The organism is Lysinibacillus boronitolerans JCM 21713 = 10a = NBRC 103108 (assembly GCF_000772935.1).
GTDB lineage: Bacteria > Bacillota > Bacilli > Bacillales_A > Planococcaceae > Lysinibacillus > Lysinibacillus boronitolerans.
In genome coordinates this window covers 355,401-381,146 of the sequence record NZ_JPVR01000080.1, presented here as the reverse complement: position 1 = coordinate 381,146, position 25,746 = coordinate 355,401, and the positions used below count along the sequence as shown (strand labels likewise).

23 protein-coding genes are annotated in these 25,746 nt (G+C 38.4%); all 23 read left to right on the top strand.

Going from position 1 to position 25,746, the window contains the following annotated elements; translation table 11 throughout:
- Window positions 1-3,582: a chromosome segregation protein SMC gene (gene smc, locus CD31_RS20325; protein ID WP_036080517.1), complete on the top strand. Its 3,582-nt coding sequence runs from the start codon at window positions 1-3 to the stop codon at window positions 3,580-3,582.
- Window positions 3,579-4,850, top strand: coding sequence for a signal recognition particle-docking protein FtsY (gene ftsY, locus CD31_RS20320; RefSeq protein ID WP_036080514.1), 1,272 nt, complete (start codon window positions 3,579-3,581; stop codon window positions 4,848-4,850). The genes smc and ftsY overlap by 4 nt, the downstream gene beginning before the upstream one ends.
- A gap of 302 nt (window positions 4,851-5,152) precedes the next feature.
- Window positions 5,153-5,488 (top strand): putative DNA-binding protein, encoded by a 336-nt coding sequence (locus CD31_RS20315; RefSeq protein WP_016994912.1) that lies wholly within the window; start codon window positions 5,153-5,155, stop codon window positions 5,486-5,488.
- 12 nt (window positions 5,489-5,500) lie between these two features.
- Entirely contained in the window at window positions 5,501-6,859 is a 1,359-nt protein-coding gene (ffh, locus tag CD31_RS20310; RefSeq protein ID WP_016994913.1) for a signal recognition particle protein, read from the top strand.
- Between the two features lie 94 nt (window positions 6,860-6,953).
- On the top strand, window positions 6,954-7,226 hold the full coding sequence (gene rpsP, locus CD31_RS20305; protein ID WP_004269411.1) for a 30S ribosomal protein S16: 273 nt from the start codon (window positions 6,954-6,956) through the stop codon (window positions 7,224-7,226).
- A 15-nt stretch (window positions 7,227-7,241) separates the two neighbouring features.
- Entirely contained in the window at window positions 7,242-7,475 is a 234-nt protein-coding gene (locus CD31_RS20300) for a KH domain-containing protein (RefSeq protein ID WP_004269410.1), read from the top strand.
- Between the two features lie 374 nt (window positions 7,476-7,849).
- Window positions 7,850-8,365: a ribosome maturation factor RimM gene (gene rimM, locus CD31_RS20295; RefSeq protein WP_016994914.1), complete on the top strand. Its 516-nt coding sequence runs from the start codon at window positions 7,850-7,852 to the stop codon at window positions 8,363-8,365.
- Window positions 8,365-9,102, top strand: coding sequence for a tRNA (guanosine(37)-N1)-methyltransferase TrmD (gene trmD, locus CD31_RS20290; protein ID WP_026023516.1), 738 nt, complete (start codon window positions 8,365-8,367; stop codon window positions 9,100-9,102). Before rimM ends, trmD begins: the two co-directional genes overlap by 1 nt.
- 116 nt (window positions 9,103-9,218) lie before the next feature.
- Window positions 9,219-9,563: a 50S ribosomal protein L19 gene (gene rplS / locus CD31_RS20285; protein ID WP_016994916.1), complete on the top strand. Its 345-nt coding sequence runs from the start codon at window positions 9,219-9,221 to the stop codon at window positions 9,561-9,563.
- 105 nt (window positions 9,564-9,668) lie between these two features.
- Window positions 9,669-10,238, top strand: coding sequence for a signal peptidase I (gene lepB / locus CD31_RS20280; protein WP_036080510.1), 570 nt, complete (start codon window positions 9,669-9,671; stop codon window positions 10,236-10,238).
- 57 nt (window positions 10,239-10,295) lie between these two features.
- Window positions 10,296-11,174, top strand: a complete 879-nt coding sequence (ylqF, locus tag CD31_RS20275) for a ribosome biogenesis GTPase YlqF (protein ID WP_036080507.1) — start codon at window positions 10,296-10,298, stop codon at window positions 11,172-11,174.
- A gap of 164 nt (window positions 11,175-11,338) precedes the next feature.
- Window positions 11,339-12,100, top strand: a complete 762-nt coding sequence (locus tag CD31_RS20270; protein WP_036080504.1) for a ribonuclease HII — start codon at window positions 11,339-11,341, stop codon at window positions 12,098-12,100.
- Window positions 12,101-12,156: 56 nt separating this feature from the next.
- The gene (locus CD31_RS20265; protein ID WP_036080501.1) at window positions 12,157-14,046 is read left to right on the top strand and encodes a hypothetical protein; all 1,890 of its coding nucleotides are present in this window, start codon (window positions 12,157-12,159) and stop codon (window positions 14,044-14,046) included.
- Window positions 14,043-14,345: an EscU/YscU/HrcU family type III secretion system export apparatus switch protein gene (locus CD31_RS20260; protein ID WP_036080498.1), complete on the top strand. Its 303-nt coding sequence runs from the start codon at window positions 14,043-14,045 to the stop codon at window positions 14,343-14,345. Before CD31_RS20265 ends, CD31_RS20260 begins: the two co-directional genes overlap by 4 nt.
- 162 nt (window positions 14,346-14,507) lie before the next feature.
- On the top strand, window positions 14,508-15,668 hold the full coding sequence (gene sucC, locus CD31_RS20255; RefSeq protein ID WP_036080495.1) for an ADP-forming succinate--CoA ligase subunit beta: 1,161 nt from the start codon (window positions 14,508-14,510) through the stop codon (window positions 15,666-15,668).
- A 17-nt stretch (window positions 15,669-15,685) separates the two neighbouring features.
- The gene (sucD, locus tag CD31_RS20250) at window positions 15,686-16,588 is read left to right on the top strand and encodes a succinate--CoA ligase subunit alpha (protein ID WP_004229280.1); all 903 of its coding nucleotides are present in this window, start codon (window positions 15,686-15,688) and stop codon (window positions 16,586-16,588) included.
- Between the two features lie 198 nt (window positions 16,589-16,786).
- Complete coding sequence (dprA, locus tag CD31_RS20245; RefSeq protein ID WP_036080493.1) at window positions 16,787-17,683, top strand: DNA-processing protein DprA; 897 nt, start codon at window positions 16,787-16,789, stop codon at window positions 17,681-17,683.
- Window positions 17,684-17,774: 91 nt separating this feature from the next.
- Window positions 17,775-19,853, top strand: a complete 2,079-nt coding sequence (gene topA / locus CD31_RS20240; RefSeq protein WP_016994084.1) for a type I DNA topoisomerase — start codon at window positions 17,775-17,777, stop codon at window positions 19,851-19,853.
- 19 nt (window positions 19,854-19,872) lie between these two features.
- Window positions 19,873-21,186, top strand: coding sequence for an FADH(2)-oxidizing methylenetetrahydrofolate--tRNA-(uracil(54)-C(5))-methyltransferase TrmFO (gene trmFO, locus CD31_RS20235; protein ID WP_036080490.1), 1,314 nt, complete (start codon window positions 19,873-19,875; stop codon window positions 21,184-21,186).
- 287 nt (window positions 21,187-21,473) lie between these two features.
- Complete coding sequence (xerC, locus tag CD31_RS20230) at window positions 21,474-22,373, top strand: tyrosine recombinase XerC (protein WP_036080487.1); 900 nt, start codon at window positions 21,474-21,476, stop codon at window positions 22,371-22,373.
- A 21-nt stretch (window positions 22,374-22,394) separates the two neighbouring features.
- Window positions 22,395-22,940: an ATP-dependent protease subunit HslV gene (gene hslV, locus CD31_RS20225; RefSeq protein WP_004229270.1), complete on the top strand. Its 546-nt coding sequence runs from the start codon at window positions 22,395-22,397 to the stop codon at window positions 22,938-22,940.
- Window positions 22,940-24,340 (top strand): ATP-dependent protease ATPase subunit HslU, encoded by a 1,401-nt coding sequence (gene hslU / locus CD31_RS20220; RefSeq protein ID WP_036080485.1) that lies wholly within the window; start codon window positions 22,940-22,942, stop codon window positions 24,338-24,340. Before hslV ends, hslU begins: the two co-directional genes overlap by 1 nt.
- 87 nt (window positions 24,341-24,427) lie before the next feature.
- Window positions 24,428-25,207, top strand: coding sequence for a GTP-sensing pleiotropic transcriptional regulator CodY (codY, locus tag CD31_RS20215; RefSeq protein ID WP_004229266.1), 780 nt, complete (start codon window positions 24,428-24,430; stop codon window positions 25,205-25,207).
- Window positions 25,208-25,746 lie beyond the last annotated feature (539 nt).

The window sequence follows — 25,746 nt, the reverse complement described above, 5'->3', positions numbered from 1 at the left end:
ATGTTCCTAAAACGACTAGAAGTGATTGGCTTTAAATCTTTTGCGGAACGCATTGGAATTGATTTTGTACCTGGTGTTACAGCCGTTGTTGGACCAAATGGCAGTGGAAAAAGTAATGTCACAGATGCGATTCGTTGGGTACTTGGGGAGCAATCGGCAAAGTCGTTACGTGGAGCAAAGATGGAAGATGTTATTTTCGCTGGGAGTGACTCTCGTAAGCCACTCAACTTTGCAGAGGTAACACTTATTTTAGATAATACTGACGAGCAACTTGCTTTTTCTTATACAGAAGTCAGTGTAACAAGACGCGTATACCGTTCAGGTGATAGTGAATATTTATTAAATAACCAACAGTGTCGCCTGAAGGATATTACGGACTTGTTTATGGATTCAGGACTTGGAAAAGAGGCATTTTCAATCATCTCTCAAGGCCGTGTCGATGAAATTTTAAATAGCCGACCTGATGATCGTCGTTCTATTTTTGAAGAGGCAGCTGGCGTTTTAAAGTATAAAATAAGAAAGAAAAAAGCTGAGCATAAGCTTGTTGAGACAGATGAAAATTTGTATCGCGTATTAGACATTCTCCATGAATTAGACAACCGATTAGAGCCGCTTGAAATGCAGGCATCTAGTGCAAGAGATTATGTACAAATGTCTTCTGAGCTAAAGGATTTTGATATTGCAATTCTTGTGCATGATTTTAAAAATTGTGCACAATCTTTGCATGCGCTAAAAGAGGAATTTACGGAGCTTTCTGCAACAGAGCTAGAACAAGCTCAAAATATTTCAATGATTGAGAAACGGACCGCCAATATACGGAAGCTATTAAAAGATCTAGATGATTATTTGGATGTTTCGCAGGCTGAGCTTGTCAATGCCACTATGGAGGTAGAGCGTTGGGATGGCCGTAAGGCATTGATGGCTGAAAAACGCCAAAATGCGTCGAATCAACTACTGCAGCTGAATACGACATTACAAGAGGCTAAGGCGGAAGTAGAATTACTCTTGGTTCAAGAACAGGAGAAAAAAGAAGTATTCTCCGAGAAGCAACAAGCCGTATCCGTGTTAAAGCAGAGCATCAAGCAGTTAGAACAATCATTAAATCGATCTGTGACAGAAATCGAGGAAGAAATAGAAGACTATAAAAATCGATATATCGATTCATTAAATGAAGAGGCAACAGTCAAGAATGAATTGAAAAATATCGATCAGCAATTAGCGCAACAAAAAGCAATGGCGGCAAAAATGTCCAATCAAACAGATGAAATTGGACAGGAACTTATGCAAATCATTGCTGAAAAAGAAAAGCTAGTGGCTGAACATTCCTTAACAACCAATGATTTGCAGAAAAAACTAGAGCAACATGAAACATTACAAATACAGTTGAAAAATGTCAACATATCCTTTACAGAAAAGCAGGATATGTTGTACAAAGCCTATCAGCATCAACAACAACTAAAGGCTAGAAAAGATACATTAGCTGAACTTGAAGCTGATTTTTCTGGGTTCTTCCAAGGTGTTAAAGAAGTTTTACTTGCGCGAGATAAAGGCGAACTACAAGGAATTGAAGGTGCAGTAGCAGAGTTAATCCAAGTTGAAGGAAAGTATTCACAAGCGATCGAAACAGCGTTAGGCGCAGCCTCTCAACATATTGTCACAACCAATGAACGCCACGCACAGCAGGCCATTCATTGGTTAAAACAAAAACGTGCTGGACGTGCTACTTTTTTACCGAAAACAGTCATGAAATCACGCAAAATTAATCCAGGCACTATTCAGCTAGCAACTGAACACCCTGCCTTTGTTCAAATGGCAGATGCGCTTGTCACTTTTAATGAAGACAATCGAACAATTGTTGAAAATCTTTTAGGAAATGTCATAGTGGCAGCAAATTTAGAAGGCGCAAGTCAAATTGCCCGAATATGTGGTTTCCGATACCGAGTTGTCACACTTGAAGGAGATATTGTCAATGCAGGGGGCTCCTTAACAGGTGGAGCTCTGAAACAGCAATCCTCACTCTTTACAAGAAAAGCTGAGCTAGATGATTTAATCATTAAGCTAGAATCGTTACAAGCTTCCATTTATAGTGCTGAACAGGCTGTTGCAGCCGAAAAAGAGAAGCTTGCGGAATTGCGAGATCAAGTAGAGCAACTAAAGCTTGAAGGAGAGCAATTACGAAAAGAGGAGATGCAACAGTCTAGTCGTATTCGTGAGCTAGAGGTCGTTGAAAAAAGCTTATCGGCCAGAGTAAACTTTGCTTCAACTGAAACAAAGGATGTAAAAACTCGTGAGGAAGCATTATTGATACAAAAACAGGCAGCAGAGGAGCGTTTAAATACCCTTGCTATCGTCCTTGTCGAAATCAATGAAACTGTCGAACAATTAAGTAAGGTAAAGTTACAAGGTGAGACAGAGAAAGATGTATTACGAGAACAGCTTGCTGAAAAACGTTCACAGTTAGCGGTTATGCAGGAACAGCTGTCGCAAGTTCAAATTACGACTGCTGAACTAGCACTACAATTAAACAAAGCGCACCAAAAAGTCAAAAATATTTCTCAGGAAATAGTGTGGCTTCAATCTGATGAATCGACAAATCATTTAAGTGATGAAGAGGTCGAGGAACAGGTTATGACATGGAAAGCAAGAAGAGATGCCCTACAAGAGACTATTGCTGAAAAGAAAGAGCAGAAATTAGGACAGCAACAAGAACTTTCTACATTAGAAGAACAACTCAAGGAACTGCAACGTATTCATAAAGGATACCTTGAAGCAATACGTGCCAATGAGTTAAAACGTAATCGGGTAGAATTTGAAATGGATAATTTTATCGAACAACTCGAAGAAAATTATCAGTTAACATTCGAAGAGGCTGAAAAAGAAGCTCTAGCAATAGAAGATGAAGAGTTTGTGCGAAGACGTGTGAAATTGTTAAAAAGATCCATTGAAGAGCTAGGACCCGTTAATTTAGGTGCGATTGAGGAATATGATAGAGTGCTAGAACGTCATACATTCTTAACTGAACAACGGGAGGACTTGCTTGCTGCACAGGAAACATTACATGAAGCAATCAAAGAAATGGATGAAGAAATGACGTTGCGCTTTAGTGAAACGTTTTATGCTATTAGAGAGCAATTTAAACGTGTTTTCCGTGAATTGTTTGGTGGGGGTCAAGCTGATTTGGTTTTAATTGACCCACAAAACTTATTGGAAACAGGTATTGAAATTGTGGCACAGCCTCCAGGAAAAAAATTACAAAATTTAAGCTTGCTTTCTGGTGGTGAGCGTGCACTTACGGCGATTGCTTTACTATTCTCCATTCTAAATATTCGACCTGTGCCATTTTGTATTCTTGATGAGGTAGAGGCGGCTTTAGATGAGGCGAATGTTGTGCGTTATAGCCAATATTTGAAAAAGTTTAGTCTCGACACACAATTCATTGTGATTACTCATCGTAAAGGTACAATGGAGGGGGCTGATGTCTTGTATGGTATAACAATGCAAGAATCAGGTGTATCGAAACTTGTATCAGTAAAACTAGAAGATGAACCCGTACTTGCGGAGCAAAGGAGCGAACAAGCATGAGTTTTTTTAAGCGTTTAAAAGATAAATTAATGGGTAATCCGGAAGAGGAAGAGAAACTAGACACAGCTGACAAAGAACAGGAGTCTGACCAGTCGGAGCCGGAGCTTGAGGAATTAAGCGAGCCTGCTGCCATTGAGCCTGCTGATCTAAAAGTACCTGAACAAGGTGAAGAAGCATCAGCAATGACGATTGTGAAAGAAATTGAAGTGCAAGCAGACCCCTCAGCTGAAATAGAAGAAGGACAGCCAGATGTTCAGGAGCTAGCAGTAGTAGAGGCCGAACCACTGGAAGAGAAAAAGCCTTCTGCTTGGTCAATAACACAAAAATTCAAGGCTGGCCTTGAAAAAACACGGAATTCCTTTACTTCAAAAGTGAATGACCTTGTTGCACGTTATCGTAAAGTGGATGAAGATTTCTTTGAAGAATTAGAGGACTTACTATTACAGGCTGATGTTGGATTTGAAACAGTCATGGAACTCATGGATAAACTACGTTATGAAGTGCAACGTAAAAATATTAAAGATACAAATGGCATCCAAGCTGTGATTTCTGAAAAGCTTGTAGAAATTTATGAGCAAGGTGAAGAAGATTTAATTGAGCTAAATATGCAGCCAGATGGTGAACTAACTGTTATTCTATTTGTTGGCGTAAATGGTGTTGGGAAAACAACGACAATAGGTAAGCTAGCGCACCGTTTAAAATCTCAAGGGAAATCAGTTGTATTAGCTGCGGGTGATACGTTCCGTGCTGGTGCTATTGATCAATTACAAGTATGGGGAGATCGTGTCGGCTGTGAGGTTATTAAACAATCAGAGGGCTCTGACCCAGCAGCAGTAATGTACGATGCGATTCGTGCAGCAAAAAATAGAAAAGCAGATGTGTTGATTTGTGATACAGCTGGACGCTTGCAGAACAAAGTGAACCTAATGAATGAGCTTGAAAAAGTTCATCGTGTGATTTCACGTGAAATTCCAAATGCTCCACATGAAGTATTATTAGCATTAGATGCAACAACTGGCCAAAATGCGCTTGTTCAAGCACAAACATTTAAAGAAGCAACGAATGTAACAGGGATTGTTTTAACAAAGCTTGATGGCACAGCTAAAGGTGGTATTGTCCTTGCTATTCGAAACAAGTTACACATTCCTGTAAAATTTGTGGGTCTTGGTGAGAAAATGGATGATTTACAGCCATTTGATGCAGAACGATATGTTTATGGACTATTTGCCGATGGTTTGGATAAGGAACTAGAAAATAATGAAGAGTAACAGTTAACTGTAGCTAAATAATTTTATCTTGCTTGGCATTTATCTCTTTTCTTTTGGAGAAGCTGGATGCTTAGTTTGCTTCAGTTTTTGAACAAAAATGGATAAAATGACGCTGACACGTATAGGATAAAAACGCTCGACTGTGTATAGGTGAATTGACTTGTTTAAAAGAGTAATACTAGCCAAAGGCAAGAAATGCCTGAAAGCAGCAATTTAAGCTTTTAGACAAGGAGATTACCTTGACACAGACGGGCGCTTTTCGTTATGATACAAATGACTAATAGCGGGAGGAGAAACATTCGATGCTACTTGAAAAAACAACACGCATGAACTTTCTCTTCGACTTTTATCAAGCATTATTAACTGATAAACAAAGAAGTTATATGGAGCTATACTATTTGGATGATAACTCTCTAGGAGAAATTGCTGAATCGTATGGTGTTTCACGCCAAGCTGTTTACGATAATATTCGTCGTACAGAAGCGATGCTTGAGGAATATGAAGAAAAATTATGTTTACTTGAAAAATTTCAACAACGTACCCAAATGCTGTCACAGCTAACAATGGGGATTACAGAAAAGAGTATGACAGCTGAAGAGCAGCTAGCACTTATTGAACAGCTGAAAGAATGGGATTAGGAGGCGAAAGCAATGGCTTTTGAAGGATTAGCGGAACGACTCCAAGGAACGATCCAAAAGATTAAAGGCAAAGGGAAAGTATCAGAGCAAGACGTTAAGGAAATGATGCGAGAAGTCCGATTTGCTTTAATCGAGGCGGATGTTAACTTAAAAGTAGTCAAAGAATTCGTAAAAAAGGTAAGTGAACGTGCTGTCGGTGTTGATGTTATGCAAAGTTTAACGCCAGGTCAGCAAGTTATTAAAATTGTACAGGATGAACTAACAGAATTAATGGGGGGCGAACAAAGTCCCATTAAGTTTAATACGAAGCCACCCACTGTCATTATGATGGTTGGTCTACAAGGTGCGGGTAAAACGACAACTACAGGTAAATTGGCAAATGTTCTACGAAAAAAATATAATCGTAAACCATTACTAGTTGCCGCTGACGTTTATCGTCCAGCAGCTGTTCAACAATTACAGACATTAGGAAAACAGTTATCACTACCTGTTTTTGCATTAGGTACCGAGGTATCTCCTGTAGAAATTGCACGTCAGGCAATTGAATTGGCAAAGGAAGAGCATCATGATGTGGTAATTATCGATACAGCTGGTCGACTTCATATCGATGAAGACCTAATGCAAGAGTTAAAGGATATTCGTGCATTAAAAGAGCCAGATGAGGTTTTCCTAGTTGTTGATGCCATGACGGGTCAAGATGCAGTCAATGTAGCAGAAAGCTTTAATGAAGCAATCGGTATTACTGGGGTTGTTTTAACAAAACTTGACGGTGATACGCGTGGTGGTGCTGCATTATCTATCCGCTCTGTGACACAAAAGCCAATTAAATTTGTCGGGATGGGCGAAAAAATGGATGCGCTTGAACCATTCCATCCAGAGCGTATGGCATCTCGTATATTAGGTATGGGCGATGTTCTGTCACTTATCGAGAAAGCTCAGGCAAATGTAGATGAAGCTAAGGCAAAAGAATTAGAAGAAAAGTTTAAATCTCAAACATTCACTTTTGATGATTTTGTCGAGCAATTGCAGCAAGTCAAGAAAATGGGCCCTCTTGATGAAATTTTAAAAATGCTACCAGGTGCTAACAAAATCAAAGGCTTAGATAATGTAAAAGTTGATGATAAGCAAATGGGGCGTGTAGAGGCCATTATTTACTCGATGACGCCTGCTGAAAAGACCAACCCAGAAATCATGAATGGTAGCCGTAAAAAGCGTATTGCGAAAGGCTCTGGGACATCTATTCAAGAGGTGAATCGTCTCATTAAGCAATTCGATGAAATGAAAAAAATGATGAAGCAAATGACTGGAATGACAAGTGGTAAAGGGAAGAAAAAAATGAAATTACCAGGCTTTGATTCATTGTTTAAATAATAATTTTTAGGTGTTAAGAAAAAACACTTTACAAACAACCTAAACATTGATAATATACTATCTTGTGTGAAACTTATTCGGAGGTGCTATTAAAATGGCAGTTAAAATTCGCTTAAAACGTATGGGAGCTAAAAAATCTCCTTTCTATCGTATCGTAGTTGCAGACGCTCGTTCACCACGTGACGGTCGTCAAATCGAAACAGTTGGTACTTACAACCCACTAACTCAACCAGCTACTGTAAACATTGATGAAGAGAAAGCTCTTAAATGGTTAGCTGACGGTGCAAAACCATCAGATACAGTACGTAACTTGTTCTCAGAACAAGGTATCATGGAAAAATTCCATAACCAAAAATTCAGTAAATAATCGGGGGCGACGTCTTTGAAGCAGCTGATTGAAGCAATCGTTTTACCGTTAGTCGATTATCCAGAAGAAGTTCGTATTGAGACGGATGAAAATGCAAATCGAATTGTTTATAAACTTTTTGTTCATCCAGAGGATAGAGGGAAAGTCATAGGCAAGCAAGGGCGAGTAGCAAAAGCGATTCGTACAATTGTTTATTCAGCGGCAGGTAGTCACCATCAAAAGAAGACCTACGTCGATATATTGGATTAATAGAAAAGATTTTCACGCTCTTGCAACAAGTACTAGTGAGTCCTGATAGGTGTGTTTACATGTCGCTTAGGAGTTCGAAGTGGCCTTTTAGTATGAAGCGTAAAATCTGGACGAAAAAGGAGGGAGCTTGTAGGTTCCTTCCTTTTTTTATCTTTTTTTAACATCAGCATATCGCTATGACTTCTATTTAAGTGGAAATTAAAGCTTGAATAAGGAGTATAGCTAAAGGATATTGCTTATATTATTCTTAACAAGACAAATGAGTCTTAGCTAAAACAACATTCTTCCAAAGCACATTTGCAAGAACGGAACCTTTTTTGGATAAGCGAGATGCATTGTGGAGATAAGCATGTTTTTTACGAGGTGAAAGTAGAATGGAATGGTTTAATGTAGGTCGAATTGTCAATACGCACGGTATTCGTGGTGAGGTACGTGTATTATCGACAACAGACTTTGAAGAAGAGCGTTTTGCGGTAGGAAATAAGCTTGCTGCCTTTAAAAAAGACGATAAGAAGCCAACCTGGGTAACGATTGACTCTATGCGTCGTCATAAAAACTTTATTTTATTAACTTTTGAAGGCATGAACAATATCAACTTGGTTGAGCCATTTAAAGAAGGCATGCTGAAAGTGACTAAAGATCAAATGACTGATGATCTTCTTGAAGAAAATGAGTTCTTTTTCCATGAAATAATAGGCTGCACAGTTATTTCTGAAGAGGGCGAAACAATCGGTGTTGTGACAGAGATCCTGCAAACAGGGGCAAACGATGTTTGGGTAGTAAAAGGCTCTAAGAAAGAACACTATATCCCTTATATAGAAGATATCGTGAAAGATATTGATGTTATGGACAAAAAAATAGTCATTCATGTTATGGAAGGCTTATTATGATGAATATTCATGTATTGAGCCTGTTCCCGGATATGTTTTCAGGCGTTTTTGGTGCATCTATTTTAAAGAAGGCACAAGAAAAGGGTGCTGTAAAGTTAGAGGTAACGGATATTCGTACATTTTCAGGGAACAAGCATAATCAGGTTGACGACTATCCATATGGTGGTGGTGCAGGTATGGTATTAAAGCCTGAACCGATGTTTAGTGCAGTAGAGGCTATAACGGCAGATAAACAGCCACGTATCATATTAATGTGTCCTCAGGGTGAACGCTTTACGCAGAAAAAAGCAGAAGAGCTAGCGCAGGAAACAGAGTTGGTGTTCTTATGTGGTCATTATGAAGGCTATGATGAGCGTATACGTCAGCACCTCGTGACAGACGAAATTTCCATTGGCGATTTTGTCTTAACAGGTGGGGAATTAGGTGCTATGACTGTTATTGATAGTGTAGTTAGATTATTACCCGGTGTCTTAGGGCAAGAGGATTCACATATCCAGGATTCTTTTTCAACGGGTCTACTTGAGCATCCACATTATACACGACCTGCTGAGTTCCGTGGCATGAAGGTACCCGATGTTTTATTATCGGGGAATCATGCTAAAATCGAGCAATGGCGAGAGGAACAGTCACTGAAAAGAACTTTTGAACGCCGTCCAGACTTACTGGAGCAATATCCATTAACAGATAAGCAAAAATTGTATCTAGAAAAACTAAAAAACAATCATCTAGATGCTTGATTGCCGACCCTATTTATGATAACATCTAATCTGTACTTCTATGTGAAGTACTGAATTACGGTGTTCCGCTGTGGCATAGATTGCGTGCAAGAGCATCTGTCTAAGGAGAGAAAACAATGTCAAACATTATTGCAGAAATTACAAAATCTCAGCTTCGCTCTGATCTACCAGCTTTCCGTCCTGGTGATACTGTTAAGGTACACGTGAAAGTAGTAGAGGGTACTCGTGAACGTATCCAAATTTTCGAAGGTGTAGTAATTAAACGTCGTGGTGGCGGAATTAGCGAAACTTTCACAGTTCGTAAAATTTCTTACGGTGTAGGTGTTGAGCGTACATTCCCTGTACACACACCAAAAATCGCTAACTTAGAAGTTGTACGTCGTGGTAAAGTACGTCGTGCTAAACTTTACTACCTACGTAACCTACGTGGTAAAGCTGCTCGTATTAAAGAAATTCGATAATTATGACTTAAAAGTGAGGGGCTTGTGTTCAAGCCTCTTTTCTTTTTGCTTGTCATCTTTATTCACTATCATCTAAAATGGTGTTAGACGAGGAGGCAATTCTCAATGGAAAAACAAGTGAAAGAAAAAAATGAATTATGGGAATGGACAAAAGCACTATTAATTGCATTTGCGATTGCTGCAGTTATTCGATATTTTTTATTTACACCCATTGCAGTTGATGGAGAGTCCATGATGCCAACCCTTGAAGATGGCGATCGAATGATTGTGAATAAAATTGGTTATAAAATAGGTGAGCCAAAACGCTTTGACATTGTTGTATTTCATGCACCTGAACAAAAAAATTACATAAAGCGTGTAATTGGATTGCCAGGAGATACACTAGAGTATAAGGATGATCAATTGTATATAAATGGTGAGCCAATTGATGAACCCTATTTAGATGCCTATAAAGCGCAAATTACTGAGGGGACCTTAACAGAAGATTTCACCTTAAATGACATTGATGTTTCCTTGGATAGCAATACCATTCCTGAGGGGTATATCTTTGTTATGGGAGATAATCGTCGATATAGTAAAGACAGTCGACATATTGGCCTTGTTGACCAGAAAGAAATTATTGGTAATACCAGTCTGATTTTCTGGCCGTTTAGTGACATAAAAATTGTAAAGTAATGCATGAAAGGGAGAGCAAAATTACTCCCTTTTTCTTTTAGTTTAGGAGGTATAGCTGTGACGATACAATGGTTTCCAGGGCATATGGCTAAAGCCCGACGTGAAGTAACTGAAAAATTAAAGCTTGTCGATATTATATTTGAATTAATAGATGCACGTTTACCGCTATCCTCACGTAATCCGATGATTGATGAAGTCATTAACCAAAAACCTCGTCTTTTGATCTTAAATAAAGCGGATATGGCAGATGAACAAGAAACACGGAAATGGGTAGAGTATTTTGCAAAGCGTGGTCATAAAGCAGTAGCCATTAACTCACTTGAGGGCAAGGGCTTACAGCAAGTCACGAAAGCGGCACAAGAAATTTTAAAAGAAAAATTTGACCGCATGAAAGCAAAAGGAATGAAACCTAGGGCTATTCGTGCCATGATTGTGGGCATTCCAAATGTGGGCAAATCCACATTGATTAATCGCTTAGCGAAAAAAAATATCGCTAAAACGGGCAATACACCAGGTGTGACAAAGGCACAACAATGGATCAAAGTAGGTAAAGAGCTTGAACTATTGGATACACCAGGTATTTTATGGCCAAAGTTTGAGGATCAAGAAGTTGGCTTTAAATTAGCTTTAACTGGAGCTATTAAGGATACTATTACAAATATGGAAGACCTAGCTGTCTATGGGTTACGATTCTTATCTAATCATTATCCAAAGCGTATGGAGGAGCGTTACGGTCTCGAGTTTATCCATGAGGAGTTAGTGGATACTTTTGACCATATTGGTAAGCTACGTCGTGTATTTGGTCCTGGTGGAGAAATAGATTATGATCAAGTGGCCCAACTAATTGTTCGAGATATCCGTGGATTACAATTAGGTAAACTTACCTTTGATTTTGTGGACGAGCAGTTAGAAAAAGAAACAACTGAACAACTATAAGGATTTGAAACTGTCACACGTTCTTTTGTGGCAGTTTTTCTTTTAGGAATACATTTTTTAACCGATAATGATGATAGAGAGGAAAATAGTTTTCGAGTTAAAGAGACTACATAAGAACCGAACATGATATAGTTTGATTGAATAGAAGTAAGAAGGAGTACACAATGAAAACCATTAAGGAAATTACAAGTGCATTGAAGGCTGCTGAAGAATGGCAAGATTGGATGAAAGAAATTGCAGCGGATGAAAGAGCAGGTATACAAAAGGCATGGCTAACTTGGCAAAAGAGACAGGATAAAAAACGTCAATTACTGCAAGAGCACCAAAAAAAAGTTGCATTCGATTTAAGCTATGGGGGAACTGATGCATTTATTGCGGGTGTAGATGAAGCAGGACGGGGACCACTAGCAGGACCGGTCGTGACGGCAGCTGTAATTTTACCGACAAATTGTGAGGCACTTGTTGGTCTGAATGACTCAAAGCAATTATCGAAGGATAAACGAAACGGCTTTGCAACATTAATTAAAGAGCATGCCATAAGCTATTCAATTCATTTTCAACCTGCCGAACAAATTGATGAACTGAATATATATGAGGCAACAAAACAATCTATGAAGGCAAGTGTTGAATCATTATCGACGAAGCCTGATGTTGTTTTAATCGATGCTATGACATTACCTATTACAATTCCTCAAGATTCGATTATAAAAGGAGATGCTAAGAGCTTAGCGATAGCAGCTGCATCCATTTTAGCTAAAACAGCACGGGATGAGTATATGGAGCAATTAGACGAGGAATTTCCGATGTATGGCTTTGGGCAACATGCAGGGTATGGGACAAAGCAGCATTTAAAAGCGTTAGAAGAGTTTGGACCGACTATTCACCATCGTAAATCATTTGAACCAATAAAATCTATGTTTTCATAAAGTTAAAATACGGTAGACAATTACACGAAGGAGTAATTGATGAAAGGAGTATGTATATGACAGCCACATCATTTAATCCGATTCAACTGCAGCAAAATGCAATAACTTCGACAAATCAACCACTTGCTTTAAAACAAGGACAAGTATTTCACGGAACAATTAAGCAATTATATCCAGATCAAATGGCAGAAATACAAGTAGGTAATCAAAAATTTATAGCTAAACTCGAAGTGCCGTTAAAAGCTGGGGATGCCCATTTCTTTCAGGTAACAGGAACAAATCCACAAACGGAATTGAAAATAGTGACTGGACCAATGGCACAGGCAGCTACCCCTAGTCAGCAAATTAATCAGTTATTAGAATCCATGAATTTGCCTAAATCAGCAGAGATGCAGCAATTATTAGGGCATTTTATGAAAGCGCAGCTACCCATTTCGAAAGAACAAATGTTGCAAGCTGAAATGTGGTTAAAGGCATTACCAGAGGGTATATCAAAAGTAGATGCTCTGCAAACCATTCAAAAAATGATAGAGCTTAAAATGCCTATGACAAATGATGTGTTTCAAGCATTGATGAGTGGTCAAAAGACTTCTGGTATGACCACTATCATGGATAACTTTGCTCAGCTTTTAGCGAAGGATACAGCTCTATCTGAGTCATTGAGGCAAAATTTAATGCAACAAATACAAGCGATTGCAAAGCCCTTTGAAGTAGAAACAGGTAGTGTTGTGCTTGCTAGGGTTTTACAAAGTTTAACCAATAGCGCTGCGACAATGAGTGAAAAAATGCAAGCTTTATCAATTTTAAAAGAGTCGGGGATTCTGCCTCAGCAAGCTACATTGCAAAACTGGTCAAATATGAATGAAGCAAAAGCCTTTCAGCCAATGCAGCAAGCTGGTCAAGTGATTCAAACCATACTTGCTACAAGGCCAGAAAATGCTAGTCAACTAGTGGAGCAACTTAAATCCTGGACTGGAAGTCAAAATTTATTAACCAATGAGCAAAAACAGCAAATCAATCAACTGGTGGATCGTTTTAATCAGTTACCAGTAACAAAACAAACGTTAGAGGTTTTTGCTAAACAAATGCAGGATCAGTTATTAAAAGCATTTACTCAAAATACAGCTGATCGTTTATTTACACAGGATGCCCATGCACTTTCGGTGAAAGATCATTTGTTATCCCTATTTAGGCAAGAGGCCAATTCTCCTTCACAGAATGAGGCATTCATGCGCAATCTTGTAAAAAATAGTATTGATTCTTCGCAACCATTCATACAACAAGTTGTAACGCAAGCAGATGCACTAGTGCAAAATTCAATGGATAGTAAAGCAATGGAACATGCTCTTAAAACGGTGTTGAAAAATTTAGGAATTAGCTATGAGGCAACACTAGGGAACAAGTCTGCTGATTTACACATGATTGCACATCAGCTAAAACCACAGCTCCATACATTATTGCAGGAAACTAATATAACCCCTCAAATGAAGGAAGCGGCAGAGATGCTTATGACGCGTATGAATGGAATGCAGCTATCTTCAGGAGAAAATGGTCATCAACATCAGCTCATCATGCAAGTCCCACTTGAATTTTTTGGTAAGAAGATGGATGCAACCTTACAGTGGAATGGTCGCATGAAAGATAATGGCAAAATTGATGCTAACTATGCACGCGTTTTGTTTTATTTACAAATGGCTTCCATGCAAGAAACAGTGATTGATATGCAGGTTCAAAATAGAGTTGTCACAGTAACGGTCTTTAATGAAAATTCGGAAATTCAATCACTTGCCGAGCCGTTAAAGGCTGCCTTAAAAATTGGATTGGCAGAAAAAAATTATCAACTTTCAGGTGTGTTTATTAAACAATTTGACAAAGGGCAAACGGAAAAAATAAGTCCTGTAGTAGAACAGCGAGAGGAGCAGAGTGGGGTGGATATCCGCGTATGAGCGAAGAAAAATTTACCCGAAAAGAGGCAATTGCGCTTACGTATAAGCTTGGTCAATTTGATAGTCCCACTGTTGTAGCAAAGGGAAAAGGGAAAATTGCAGAAAATATTTTAGCTCGCGCAAATGAGCATAATGTGCCGATTTATGAGGATCCTAACCTTGTGCAGTTGCTTGGTCAATTAGATTTAAACGAGTCTATTCCTGAAGAATTATATCAGGCTGTAGCTGAAGTTTTCGCATTTATTTATCGTTTGGATCAACAACATGCGCGAAAATATAGAAAAAATGAATTATTCTGATTATTTTTGCAAGCTGTTTTAGTACACAAAATAGAAAAAAGCGTCATAATAAGAGAGAAAATTCGAACTAAAGACAAAGTGTAGACTTTATCAGAATCTTTCGTTAGAATAGTCTATGTTAGTAAAACAATTCTATGCAAATGTTTGATGGGAGGATGTATTATGAATATCCATGAATATCAAGGGAAAGAGATTCTGAGAAAATATGGTGTAGCTGTACCAAACGGAAAAGTTGCTTTTTCCCCTGATGAAGCAGTAAAAGTAGCGAAGGAACTTGGCTCAAACGTAACAGTAGTCAAGGCGCAAATCCATGCAGGTGGACGCGGTAAAGCAGGCGGTGTCAAAATCGCTAAAAACCTTGACGAGGTGCGCACATACGCAAAAGAGTTATTAGGAAAAATTTTAGTGACTCATCAAACAGGTCCAGAAGGAAAAGAAGTAAAACGTTTGTATATTGAAGAGGGTTCTGATATCCAAAAAGAATACTATTTAAGTCTAGTATTAGACCGTGCTACATCTCGTGTTACAGTAATGGGATCTGAAGAAGGCGGTATGGATATTGAAGAAGTAGCGGAAACGAATCCGGAGAAAATCTTCAAAGAAGTAGTAGATCCTGTAGTTGGATTAACAAGCTTCCAAGCACGTCGTATGGCGTTTAATATGAATATTCCAGCAAACCTTGTAGGGAAAGCTGTTAAATTAATGTTAGGCTTATATCAAGCATTTATCGACAAAGATGCATCAATTGTAGAAATTAATCCTCTTGTTGTAACTGGGCAAGGCGAGGTTGTAGCACTAGATGCTAAATTCAATTTTGATGCTAATGCATTATATCGACATAAGGATATTGTCGAATTACGCGATTTCGACGAAGAAGATGCAAAAGAAATCGAAGCATCAAAATATGACCTAAGCTATATTTCATTAGATGGAAATATTGGCTGTATGGTAAACGGTGCTGGTCTTGCGATGGCAACGATGGATACAATTAGTTATTATGGCGGAAGCCCTGCTAACTTCCTAGATGTAGGGGGCGGTGCAACAGCTGAAAAAGTAACAGAGGCTTTCAAAATTATCCTTTCTGATCCAAACGTAAAAGGCATTTTCGTTAACATCTTTGGTGGAATTATGAAGTGTAACATTATCGCTGAGGGTGTAGTAACGGCTGCTAAAGAGATTGGTTTAGCTGTGCCATTAGTTGTACGCTTAGAAGGTACAAATGTTGAACTTGGAAAAGAAATTTTAAATGCGTCTGGTTTAAACATCGTTGCAGCGGATTCAATGGCTGACGGTGCACAAAAAATTGTGGGACTAGTAGGCTAAGGAAGGCAGGGAGAACAATGGCTGTATTTATTAACAAAGATACGAAGGTAATTGTACAAGGGATTACGGGCGAAACAGCTCTTTTCCATACGAAGCAAATGCTTGAGTATGGTACTAAAATCGTAGCAGGTGTAACACCAGGTAAAGGTGGACTTGAAATCGAGGGAGTTCCTGTTTTCAATACAGTAGCAGAAGCTGTAGCTGCAACAGGTGCTACAACTTCAGTTATCTATGTACCTGCACCATTTGCGGCAGATGCAATTTTAGAAGCTGTTGATGCTGAATTAGAATTAACAATCTGTATCACAGAGCATATTCCTGTCCTTGATATGGTTAAGGTTAAACGTTATATGGAAGGCAAAAACACTCGCCTAGTAGGTCCAAACTGTCCAGGTGTTATTACAGCTGATGAATGTAAAATTGGTATCATGCCTGGCTATATTCATACAAAAGGCCATGTAGGAGTTGTTTCTCGTTCCGGTACATTAACATATGAAGCAGTACATCAATTAACACAAGCTGGAATTGGTCAAACAACTGCAGTAGGTATTGGTGGAGACCCTGTCAACGGTACAAACTTCATTGATGTACTTGAAGCCTTTAATAATGATCCAGAAACTTACGCAGTGGTTATGATTGGTGAAATCGGTGGTACAGCTGAGGAAGAAGCAGCTGCATGGATTAAAGCAAATATGACAAAACCTGTTGTAGGCTTTATTGGTGGACAAACTGCACCTCCAGGAAAACGTATGGGTCACGCTGGTGCTATCATTTCTGGCGGTAAAGGAACAGCAGCGGAGAAAATTAAAGCAATGAACGAAGCTGGTATTGAAGTTGCAGAAACACCTTCTGTAATTGGTGAAACATTGATTAAAGTAATTAAAGAAAAAGGGCTATACGAAAAGTGTAAAACCCATTAAAATGGAAGATGTAGCCATTACGGCTACATCTTTTTCATTATTTATACACTGTTTATCATACTTCATTCAACAATTACCTACTTACTTATGAAGAAATCAACAATTTTGTGGCAGATGTTATAAATAATAATGAAATGTTGTGTTGAAAATTATCATGCGGTCATTTAATTTCTTCTATTATAAAAGGAGGTTTATTGAATGATCCTAGCAGTAGATACGCAGAGATTACTAGCCTTACATTATGTATACCCATTACCACTTCAGAAACTTCAGCAATTGTTGTCTCCTGTGAATTTTTTAAGCACTTTTGAAGACATTCATTATGACGACATCGCAAAGGTTTTACAAATATCGGCACATAAAGCATCTCAACTTTCTCAGCGCTTTCGACAAATTATGACAATACCACTTGAAGAGGCCTATGAACGGGCTCATATTTTCCCCATCCCGTTTTATCATCCCTATTTCCCAGCGCAATTATTTGAAATATCAAGTCCACCTACTGTATTGTATGTGAAAGGTCAATATTCCCTGTTAACAAACAAAAAACAGATAGCTATTATAGGCTCTAGGAAGGCGACAGCGTATTCGAAAAGAGCGATAGACTTAATTGTCCCACCTCTTGTTCAACGTGATTATACGGTTGTTAGTGGGCTTGCAAGAGGTGCAGATACAATGGCACATAGGGCGACAATGGATATGGGCGGTCATACAATAGCAGTGCTTGGACATGGTTTTAATTATCTCTATCCTGCAGAAAATCGCATTCTTGCTACACAAATGGCAGAGCACCAGTTATTAATGACAGAATATCCTCCTTATATGAAGCCTGAAAAATGGCATTTCCCAATGCGTAACCGAATCATTAGTGGTTTATCGCGAGCATTAGTTGTGACAGAAGCGGCATTAAAAAGTGGCACACTCATTACAACAGAGCTTGCATTAGAGCAAGGAAAAGATGTATTTGTGGTGCCAGGTCCTATAGATGCAACTCAATCGAAGGGGACAAATCAATTGCTTTTAGAAGGAGCAATTCCGATAGTGAATGGTCATCAAATCATTGAAACAATGGACCTCTTTTCTAACAAAAATTGAAAAAAAGTTGCATTATCTTAAAATCTGTTATACATTTTGCAACAGGTAACTTAAAAAATTAGTAATAGACCTCGCTAAGGGGGAGACATAGATGGCGGATTATTTAGTGATTGTAGAATCACCAGCAAAAGCAAAAACAATTGAACGGTATTTAGGAAAGAAATATAAAGTGAAAGCGTCGGTTGGACACGTACGAGATCTTCCACGTAGTCAGATGGGCGTTAGCGCTGAAAATAATTTCGAGCCTAAATATATTACGATACGTGGTAAAGGACCTGTGTTACAGGAATTAAAGTCTGCAGCTAAAAAAGTAAAGAAAGTTTATCTAGCGGCCGATCCAGACCGCGAGGGAGAAGCAATTGCTTGGCACCTTGCGACTGCATTAAATATTGATATTCACTCAGATTGTCGTGTTGTATTTAATGAAATAACTAAAGATGCGATTATAGAGTCTTTTAAAAATCCACGTCCAATTAACATGGATTTAGTAGATGCGCAGCAAACAAGACGTATATTGGATCGACTTGTTGGCTATAACATTAGTCCAATTTTATGGAAAAAGGTGAAAAAAGGTTTATCAGCGGGTCGGGTACAATCTGTAGCGCTCCGCATGATCATTGATCGTGAAAATGAAATTAAAAACTTCCAACCAGAAGAATATTGGACAATTGAAGGAACGTTTGAAAAAGGAAAAAAATCATTTGATGCTCTTTACTATGGAAATGGTAAAGACAAAATAAAATTAACAAATGAAGCACAAGTAAAGGCAATCTTAAAAGATGTTAAAGGAACAAACTTTGATGTTGTCAATGTAACGAAAAAGGAACGTAAACGTAATGCAGCACCAGCCTTTACAACATCATCGTTACAGCAAGAAGCAGCACGAAAATTAAATTTCCGAGCTAAGAAGACCATGATGCTAGCACAGCAATTATACGAAGGTATTGATATTGGAAAAAAAGAGGGAACAGTCGGGTTAATCACTTATATGCGTACCGATTCCACACGTATTTCTGATACGGCAAAAGCAGAAGCGGTTACCTATATTGAGGGGAAATATGGCAAAGAATACATTGCAACAGAGATAAAGCAAACCAAGAAAGCTTCAAATGCACAGGATGCTCATGAAGCGATACGTCCAACAAGTACAATGCGGACACCAGATGAATTAAAGGCAGTACTTAGCCGTGATCAGTTACGCTTATATCGCTTAATTTGGGAGCGCTTTATTGCAAGTCAAATGGCACCAGCAGTACTTGATACGGTAGCTGTAGATCTTCAAAATGGTGATGTTTTATTCCGTGCAAACGGCTCACAAGTTAAATTCGCAGGCTTTATGAAACTATATATTGAAGGTACTGATGATCAAACAGAAGAGACAACAAAACTTTTACCTGAGATGGAAATTGGTGATCAAGTAAAATCGCTTGAAATTGAGCCTAAACAACATTTTACACAGCCACCACCACGATATTCTGAGGCGCGACTTGTTAAAACAATGGAAGAACTAGGAATTGGGCGCCCGTCCACATATGCACCGACCCTCGATACAATTCAGCGCCGTGGCTATGTTGTATTAGATGCTAAACGCTTTATGCCAACAGAGCTGGGCGAGATCGTACACCAACTCGTACTAGAATTTTTCCCAGATATCATAAACATCGAATTCACAGCACAGATGGAACAAGATTTAGATGATATTGAAGAAGGTAATCGACAATGGAAAAAAGTTGTGGAAGAATTTTATAAGGACTTTGAAGTCCATGTAAAACATGCGGATGAGGCTATGGAAAAGGTTGTCATTAAAGATGAGCCTGCAGGTGAAGACTGTGAACTTTGCGGATCTCCAATGGTCTTTAAGCTCGGACGATATGGCAAATTTATGGCTTGTTCTAATTTCCCGGATTGTAGAAATACAAAAGCGATTATGAAGCCTATTGGTGTGAAATGTCCTTCCTGTGAAACGGGCGAAATTGTGGAGCGAAAAAGTAAAACAAAGCGTCTATTCTATGGTTGCAATCAGTATCCTGAATGTGAATTTGTTTCATGGGACAAGCCAATTAATAGACCATGTCCAAAATGTAGTGCATTATTAGTAGAGAAAAAGATAAAAAAAGGTGTGCAAATTCAATGTACGAAATGTGACTATGAAGAAGCACCAACTCAATGATAGGAAGATGGTAAGAAACATGACTGAACAAGTAGTAAATGTAATAGGAGCAGGACTTGCAGGTAGCGAGGCAGCTTGGCAAATTGCTAAGCGTGGTATAAAAGTTAAACTTTATGAAATGCGTCCTGTAAAGCAGACTCCAGCCCACCATACTGATAAATTTGCGGAACTTGTTTGTTCTAACTCATTGCGTGCAAACGGGTTAACGAATGCTGTAGGCGTTATAAAAGAAGAAATGCGTATGTTAGATTCTGTTATCTTAAAGGCAGCAGATCAATGTTCAGTACCTGCTGGAGGCGCTCTAGCAGTAGACCGTCACGAATTTGCAGGGTATGTAACTGATGCTGTGAAAAACCATCCACTTGTGGAGGTTATTCATGAAGAAGTCACAGAAATTCCAGAAGGTATTACAGTTATTGCAACAGGACCATTAACTTCAAAAGCTTTGGCTGAAAAAATTCAAGGTTTAACTGGCTTAGACTATTTATACTTTTACGATGCAGCAGCACCCATTATCGAAAAAGATAGTATAGATATGAATAAAGTTTATTTAAAATCTCGTTATGATAAAGGGGAAGCGGCTTATTTAAACTGTCCTATGACAAAGGAAGAATTCGATCGTTTCCGCCAAGCACTAATCGAAGCGGAAGTTGTGCCATTAAAGGAATTTGAAAAAGAAATTTACTTTGAAGGTTGTATGCCAATTGAAGTAATGGCAGCTCGTGGAGAGAAAACGATGTTATTTGGTCCGATGAAGCCAGTTGGTCTTGAGGATCCAAAAACAGGAAAACGCCCTTACGCAGTTGTTCAACTTCGTCAAGACGATGCAGCAGGCACGCTTTACAACATTGTTGGCTTCCAAACGCATTTAAAATGGGGTCCGCAAAAAGAAGTACTACAGCTCATTCCTGGGTTAGAGAATGTAGAAATTGTGCGTTATGGCGTCATGCACAGAAATACCTTCATTAATTCACCGAAAGTTTTAGAAAAAACATATCAACTTCGTGAGCAAAAGAATATTTTCTTTGCAGGTCAGATGACAGGTGTAGAAGGCTATGTTGAATCAGCAGGTAGTGGATTAATTGCAGGAATTAATGCAGCTCGTTTAGCATTAGGACAAGAGCCAATTATTTTCCCATTCGAAACGGCATTAGGAAGCATGGCGCGTTATATAACAGAAGCACAGTCGAAAAACTTCCAGCCTATGAATGTAAACTTCGGCATCTTCCCGGACTTACCACCTGGTCGTCGTTCTAAACCAGAGCGTGCGGAAATGCATGCAACACGCGCAATAAGCACAATTCGAAATTTTGTGAATTCACAAACAATTTAATTGCCAAAAGCCTCTAAAAGTTGATATACTCTTAGAGGCTTTTTCTTTTTGTAGACAAAATGCTTAATTAGACGTATTTTATTATTTTGTATGGAGTTTTTCTCATAATATAACTATTTACACTTGCTATATTATGAAGATAGGTTTAGTGTCAATATGTATGTTTATTAATGATAAGAAAAACGATACAAACTTGTAAGAGATGACAAAGAATTGTATATCCGTTATATTACAAGTGTCAGTCATTTGAGAAAATTATTAATAAATTATTGGTGGTGAATCTTTCCGTGTTAGTTTCGTCCCAAGATGCACTCGAACAGTTCATGCTTTACATCCAAGTTGAAAAGAACTTCTCTGTTCATACAGTGCGAGAATATGAATCAGACCTGCTAGATTTTTTAACCTTTTTACAAACGGAGGGAATCCATGATTTAGCAAGTGTTGAATATATACATGCACGTCTTTATGTAACAAAGTTGTACGATGAGAAAAGGGCGAGGGCTTCTATTTCTAGGAAAATTTCCTCGATCCGCTCCTTTTTTCGCTTTCTAAATAGACAGTACGGATTAGATGACGGAGCATTTCGTTCGCTCTATCATCCGAAAAAAGAATCACGCTTACCCAATTTTTTCTACGAAGAAGAATTAAAACAGTTATTTGATGCGAATACTGGTGATGATTTGAAATCATTAAGAAATATAGCTATATTAGAGCTGTTATATGCAACAGGTATTCGTGTGAGTGAACTGACTTCAATTCATGTAGAGGATGTGGATTTTCATTATTCGATCATTCGAGTAATGGGCAAAGGTCGAAAAGAACGAATCATTCCATTTGGTCAATTTGCGAGTTTAGCAATGCAGGACTACATAGAGCAAGCTCGTCCACGATTGATGAAAAAAACGAATCATCAGCAGTTGTTTGTCAATATGCGTGGTGGGGAACTTACTCCTAGAGGGGTACGTCATATTTTAAACGAAATGATTGACAAGGCCTCACTCCATACGAAAATTTACCCACACATGCTTCGCCATACTTTTGCCACCCATTTATTGAATAATGGCGCAGATTTGCGGACTGTGCAGGAGTTATTAGGTCACTCACATTTATCTTCTACACAAGTTTACACACATGTAACAAAAGAGCATCTTCGTCAAACATATATGAATGCTCATCCAAGGGCATAATAGAGCTAAGGAGGAAGGCAGATGGGACAAATTCATGCAACAACGATATTTGCGGTTCATCATAACGGAGGCTGTGCCATGGCTGGTGATGGTCAAGTAACATTGGGAAATGCAGTTGTGATGAAGGGTACAGCAAGGAAGGTCAGACGTCTGTTTAATGGGCAGGTCCTCGCTGGTTTTGCAGGTTCAGTTGCTGATGCCTTTACACTTTTTGAAATGTTTGAAGGCAAATTAAATGAGTATAACGGTAATTTGCAGCGTGCAGCCGTTGAGGTCGCAAAGCAATGGCGTGGTGATAAAATGCTGCGCCAGCTAGAAGCAATGCTACTAGTAATGGATAAAACGACTTTATTACTCGTTTCAGGTACAGGAGAAGTGATTGAACCTGATGATGGCATTTTGGCCATTGGTTCTGGTGGCAATTATGCATTGTCTGCAGGTAGAGCATTAAAAAAATATGCAGGTGAAACAATGACTGCTCGTGAAATTGCTGAAGCGGCATTAGAAACAGCTGCTGAAATCTGTGTATTTACGAATCATAATATTATCGTGGAGGCGCTGAACTAATGACACAAAAAAATTTAACGCCAAGACAAATTACTGAGCATTTAGATCGTTACATTGTTGGGCAGAATGAAGCTAAGCGAGCTGTAGCTATTGCGTTACGAAACCGCTATCGTCGTTCGTTGTTAAATGAAGATATGAAGGCTGAAGTTATTCCGAAAAATATTTTGATGATTGGGCCAACTGGTGTTGGTAAAACAGAAATAGCCAGACGGATTGCAAAGCTTACTAATGCTCCTTTTGTAAAAGTTGAAGCGACAAAGTTTACCGAAGTAGGTTATGTGGGTAGAGATGTTGAATCAATGGTACGTGACTTGGTAGAAGCTTCTCATCGTCTTGTTAAAGAAGAAATGATGGAGTCTGTCAAAGAACAAGCAGAAGAATTAGCAAATGAAGCAATCGTGAAACTTTTGGTGCCTTCTTTACGTAAAAAACAGGCGATGCAAAATCCGTTTGAAATGCTATTCGGTGGGAAAGAACAACCAACAAATGATGATTCATCAGCAGATGATGGAGAAGTTCGCTCGAAGCGTGCTCAAATTGCGATTGATTTACGCAATGGTAAGTTAGAAAATGAGTGGGTTACTGTAGAGGTAACAGAACAAAATCCATCCATTTTTGATGCGTTACAAGGAACTGGGATGGATATGTCTGCGAATAGTGGTATGCAGGATATGCTATCTAGTTTAATGCCTAAAAAACAGAAAAAGCGCCGTGTGCAAGTAAAAGACGCACGTCGTATTTTAACAATAGAAGAAGCAAATAAGCTGATAGATGCAGATGAAGTAGCACAGGAAGCCATTAATAGGGCTGAGCAATCGGGTATCATTTTTATTGACGAAATCGATAAAATTGCTAGTAAAGAAGGAAATACTTCGGCGAATGTCTCCCGTGAAGGGGTTCAACGTGACATTTTACCAATTGTAGAAGGTTCTACTGTTACTACGAAGTATGGTGCAGTGAAAACGGATTATATGTTGTTTGTTGCTGCTGGGGCATTTCATATGTCAAAACCATCAGATCTAATTCCCGAGTTGCAAGGCCGTTTCCCAATTCGGGTAGAGCTAGAAAAATTAACAAAACAGGATTTTGTGCGTATTTTACAAGAACCAGATCAATCATTAATTTTGCAATATAAAGCACTTTTAGAGACAGAAGGCGTAGAAATTCATTTCACGACAGATGCTATTGAACGAATAGCTGAGATAGCAACCGAAGTGAATCAGGAAACAGATAATATCGGAGCCCGTCGTTTACACACGATATTAGAACGTTTACTGGAAGAACTATCGTTTGAGGCATCTGAAATTGCACCAGCAAGTATCCCGATCAATGCGGCGTATGTGGATCAAAAACTTGCGGGTATAGTAAAAAACAAAGATTTGTCACAGTTTATACTGTAAGATAAAGCTGATTAGTATCATTCAATAATAAAAACCTTTAGAATATTTAGTAAATACTCTTCGGATTATTTATAGGAGGAACATATAATGAATTTATTAGAAAAAACACGTAAAATTAACTCGATGCTTCAAGCTTCTGCTGGTAAGCCGGTAAACTTTAAGGAAATGGCCGATACATTAGGTGATATTATCGATAGTAATGTCTATATTTTAAGTCGTAAAGGTAAATTATTGGGTATTTCAATTCACCAACAAATTGAAAATGAGCGTATGAAAAAAATGTTCGAAGAGAGACAATTCCCAGAAGAATACACACATAGCTTATTTACGATCTCTGAAACATCCTCAAATTTAGACATTAATAATGAACATACTGCTTTCCCAGTAGAAAATAAAGATTTATTCCAAAACGCTTTAACTACAATTGTACCAATCGTTGGTGGTGGGGAACGTTTAGGCACATTAATCCTTGCTCGTTTATCTTCACAATTTGAAGATGATGATCTAATTTTAGCTGAGTATGGTGCAACAGTAGTTGGTATGGAAATTTTACGTGAAAAGTCTGAAGAAATTGAAGAAGAAGCTCGTAGCAAAGCTGTCGTGCAAATGGCTATTAATTCACTTTCATACAGTGAGTTAGAAGCAATTGAACACATTTTCGAAGAACTTGATGGTAATGAAGGTTTACTAGTTGCTTCTAAGATTGCTGACCGAGTGGGTATTACACGTTCAGTGATCGTAAACGCATTACGTAAACTTGAATCAGCAGGTGTCATTGAATCTCGCTCTTTAGGTATGAAAGGTACTTATATTAAAGTACTAAACGATAAATTCTTAAATGCTTTAGCAGAAATTAAAATGAAATAAATGCTTCTTATAAGAAGCTAACGAAAGCGTCTATGGCAAACATAGACGCTTTTATTGTTGTTGAAAAAGAGAATGATGTACATGACCTTTTGGAAAGGAGAAGGGCTGATTTTCGTTCCGCCAGCATACAGGGGAGTGATTAATTCACTAGGAATGCAGCTAGCTATCAGGATACAAAAATGCCTTTTCATAATAGCAGTAGAAAATATAAAACGTATTATGTCTATTTTCAATGTGAAAAGGTGAATAGTCACAACAAAGCGTGATAAAGCAACGTTCGCTAAAAAGAGAGTACACCTTTAAGGATTAGAGTGGAAAGCCTATAGATTTCTGCGTGAGATAGTGAGAAAGATGAGACCTTAAACAGAGTGGTAGTTTTATAAGATGAAAGGTTAGCAACACGAGTATAAGAAGTTTAGAACAGAGTGAGAGAAGCAAACGCTAACGCGTTTCACCTTTCTTAAAAAGTTTATTAATTGTATTGTTTTTCAAAATTATGAAAGTGTCTATGGTAAATATAGACGCTTTTTTGCGTATTT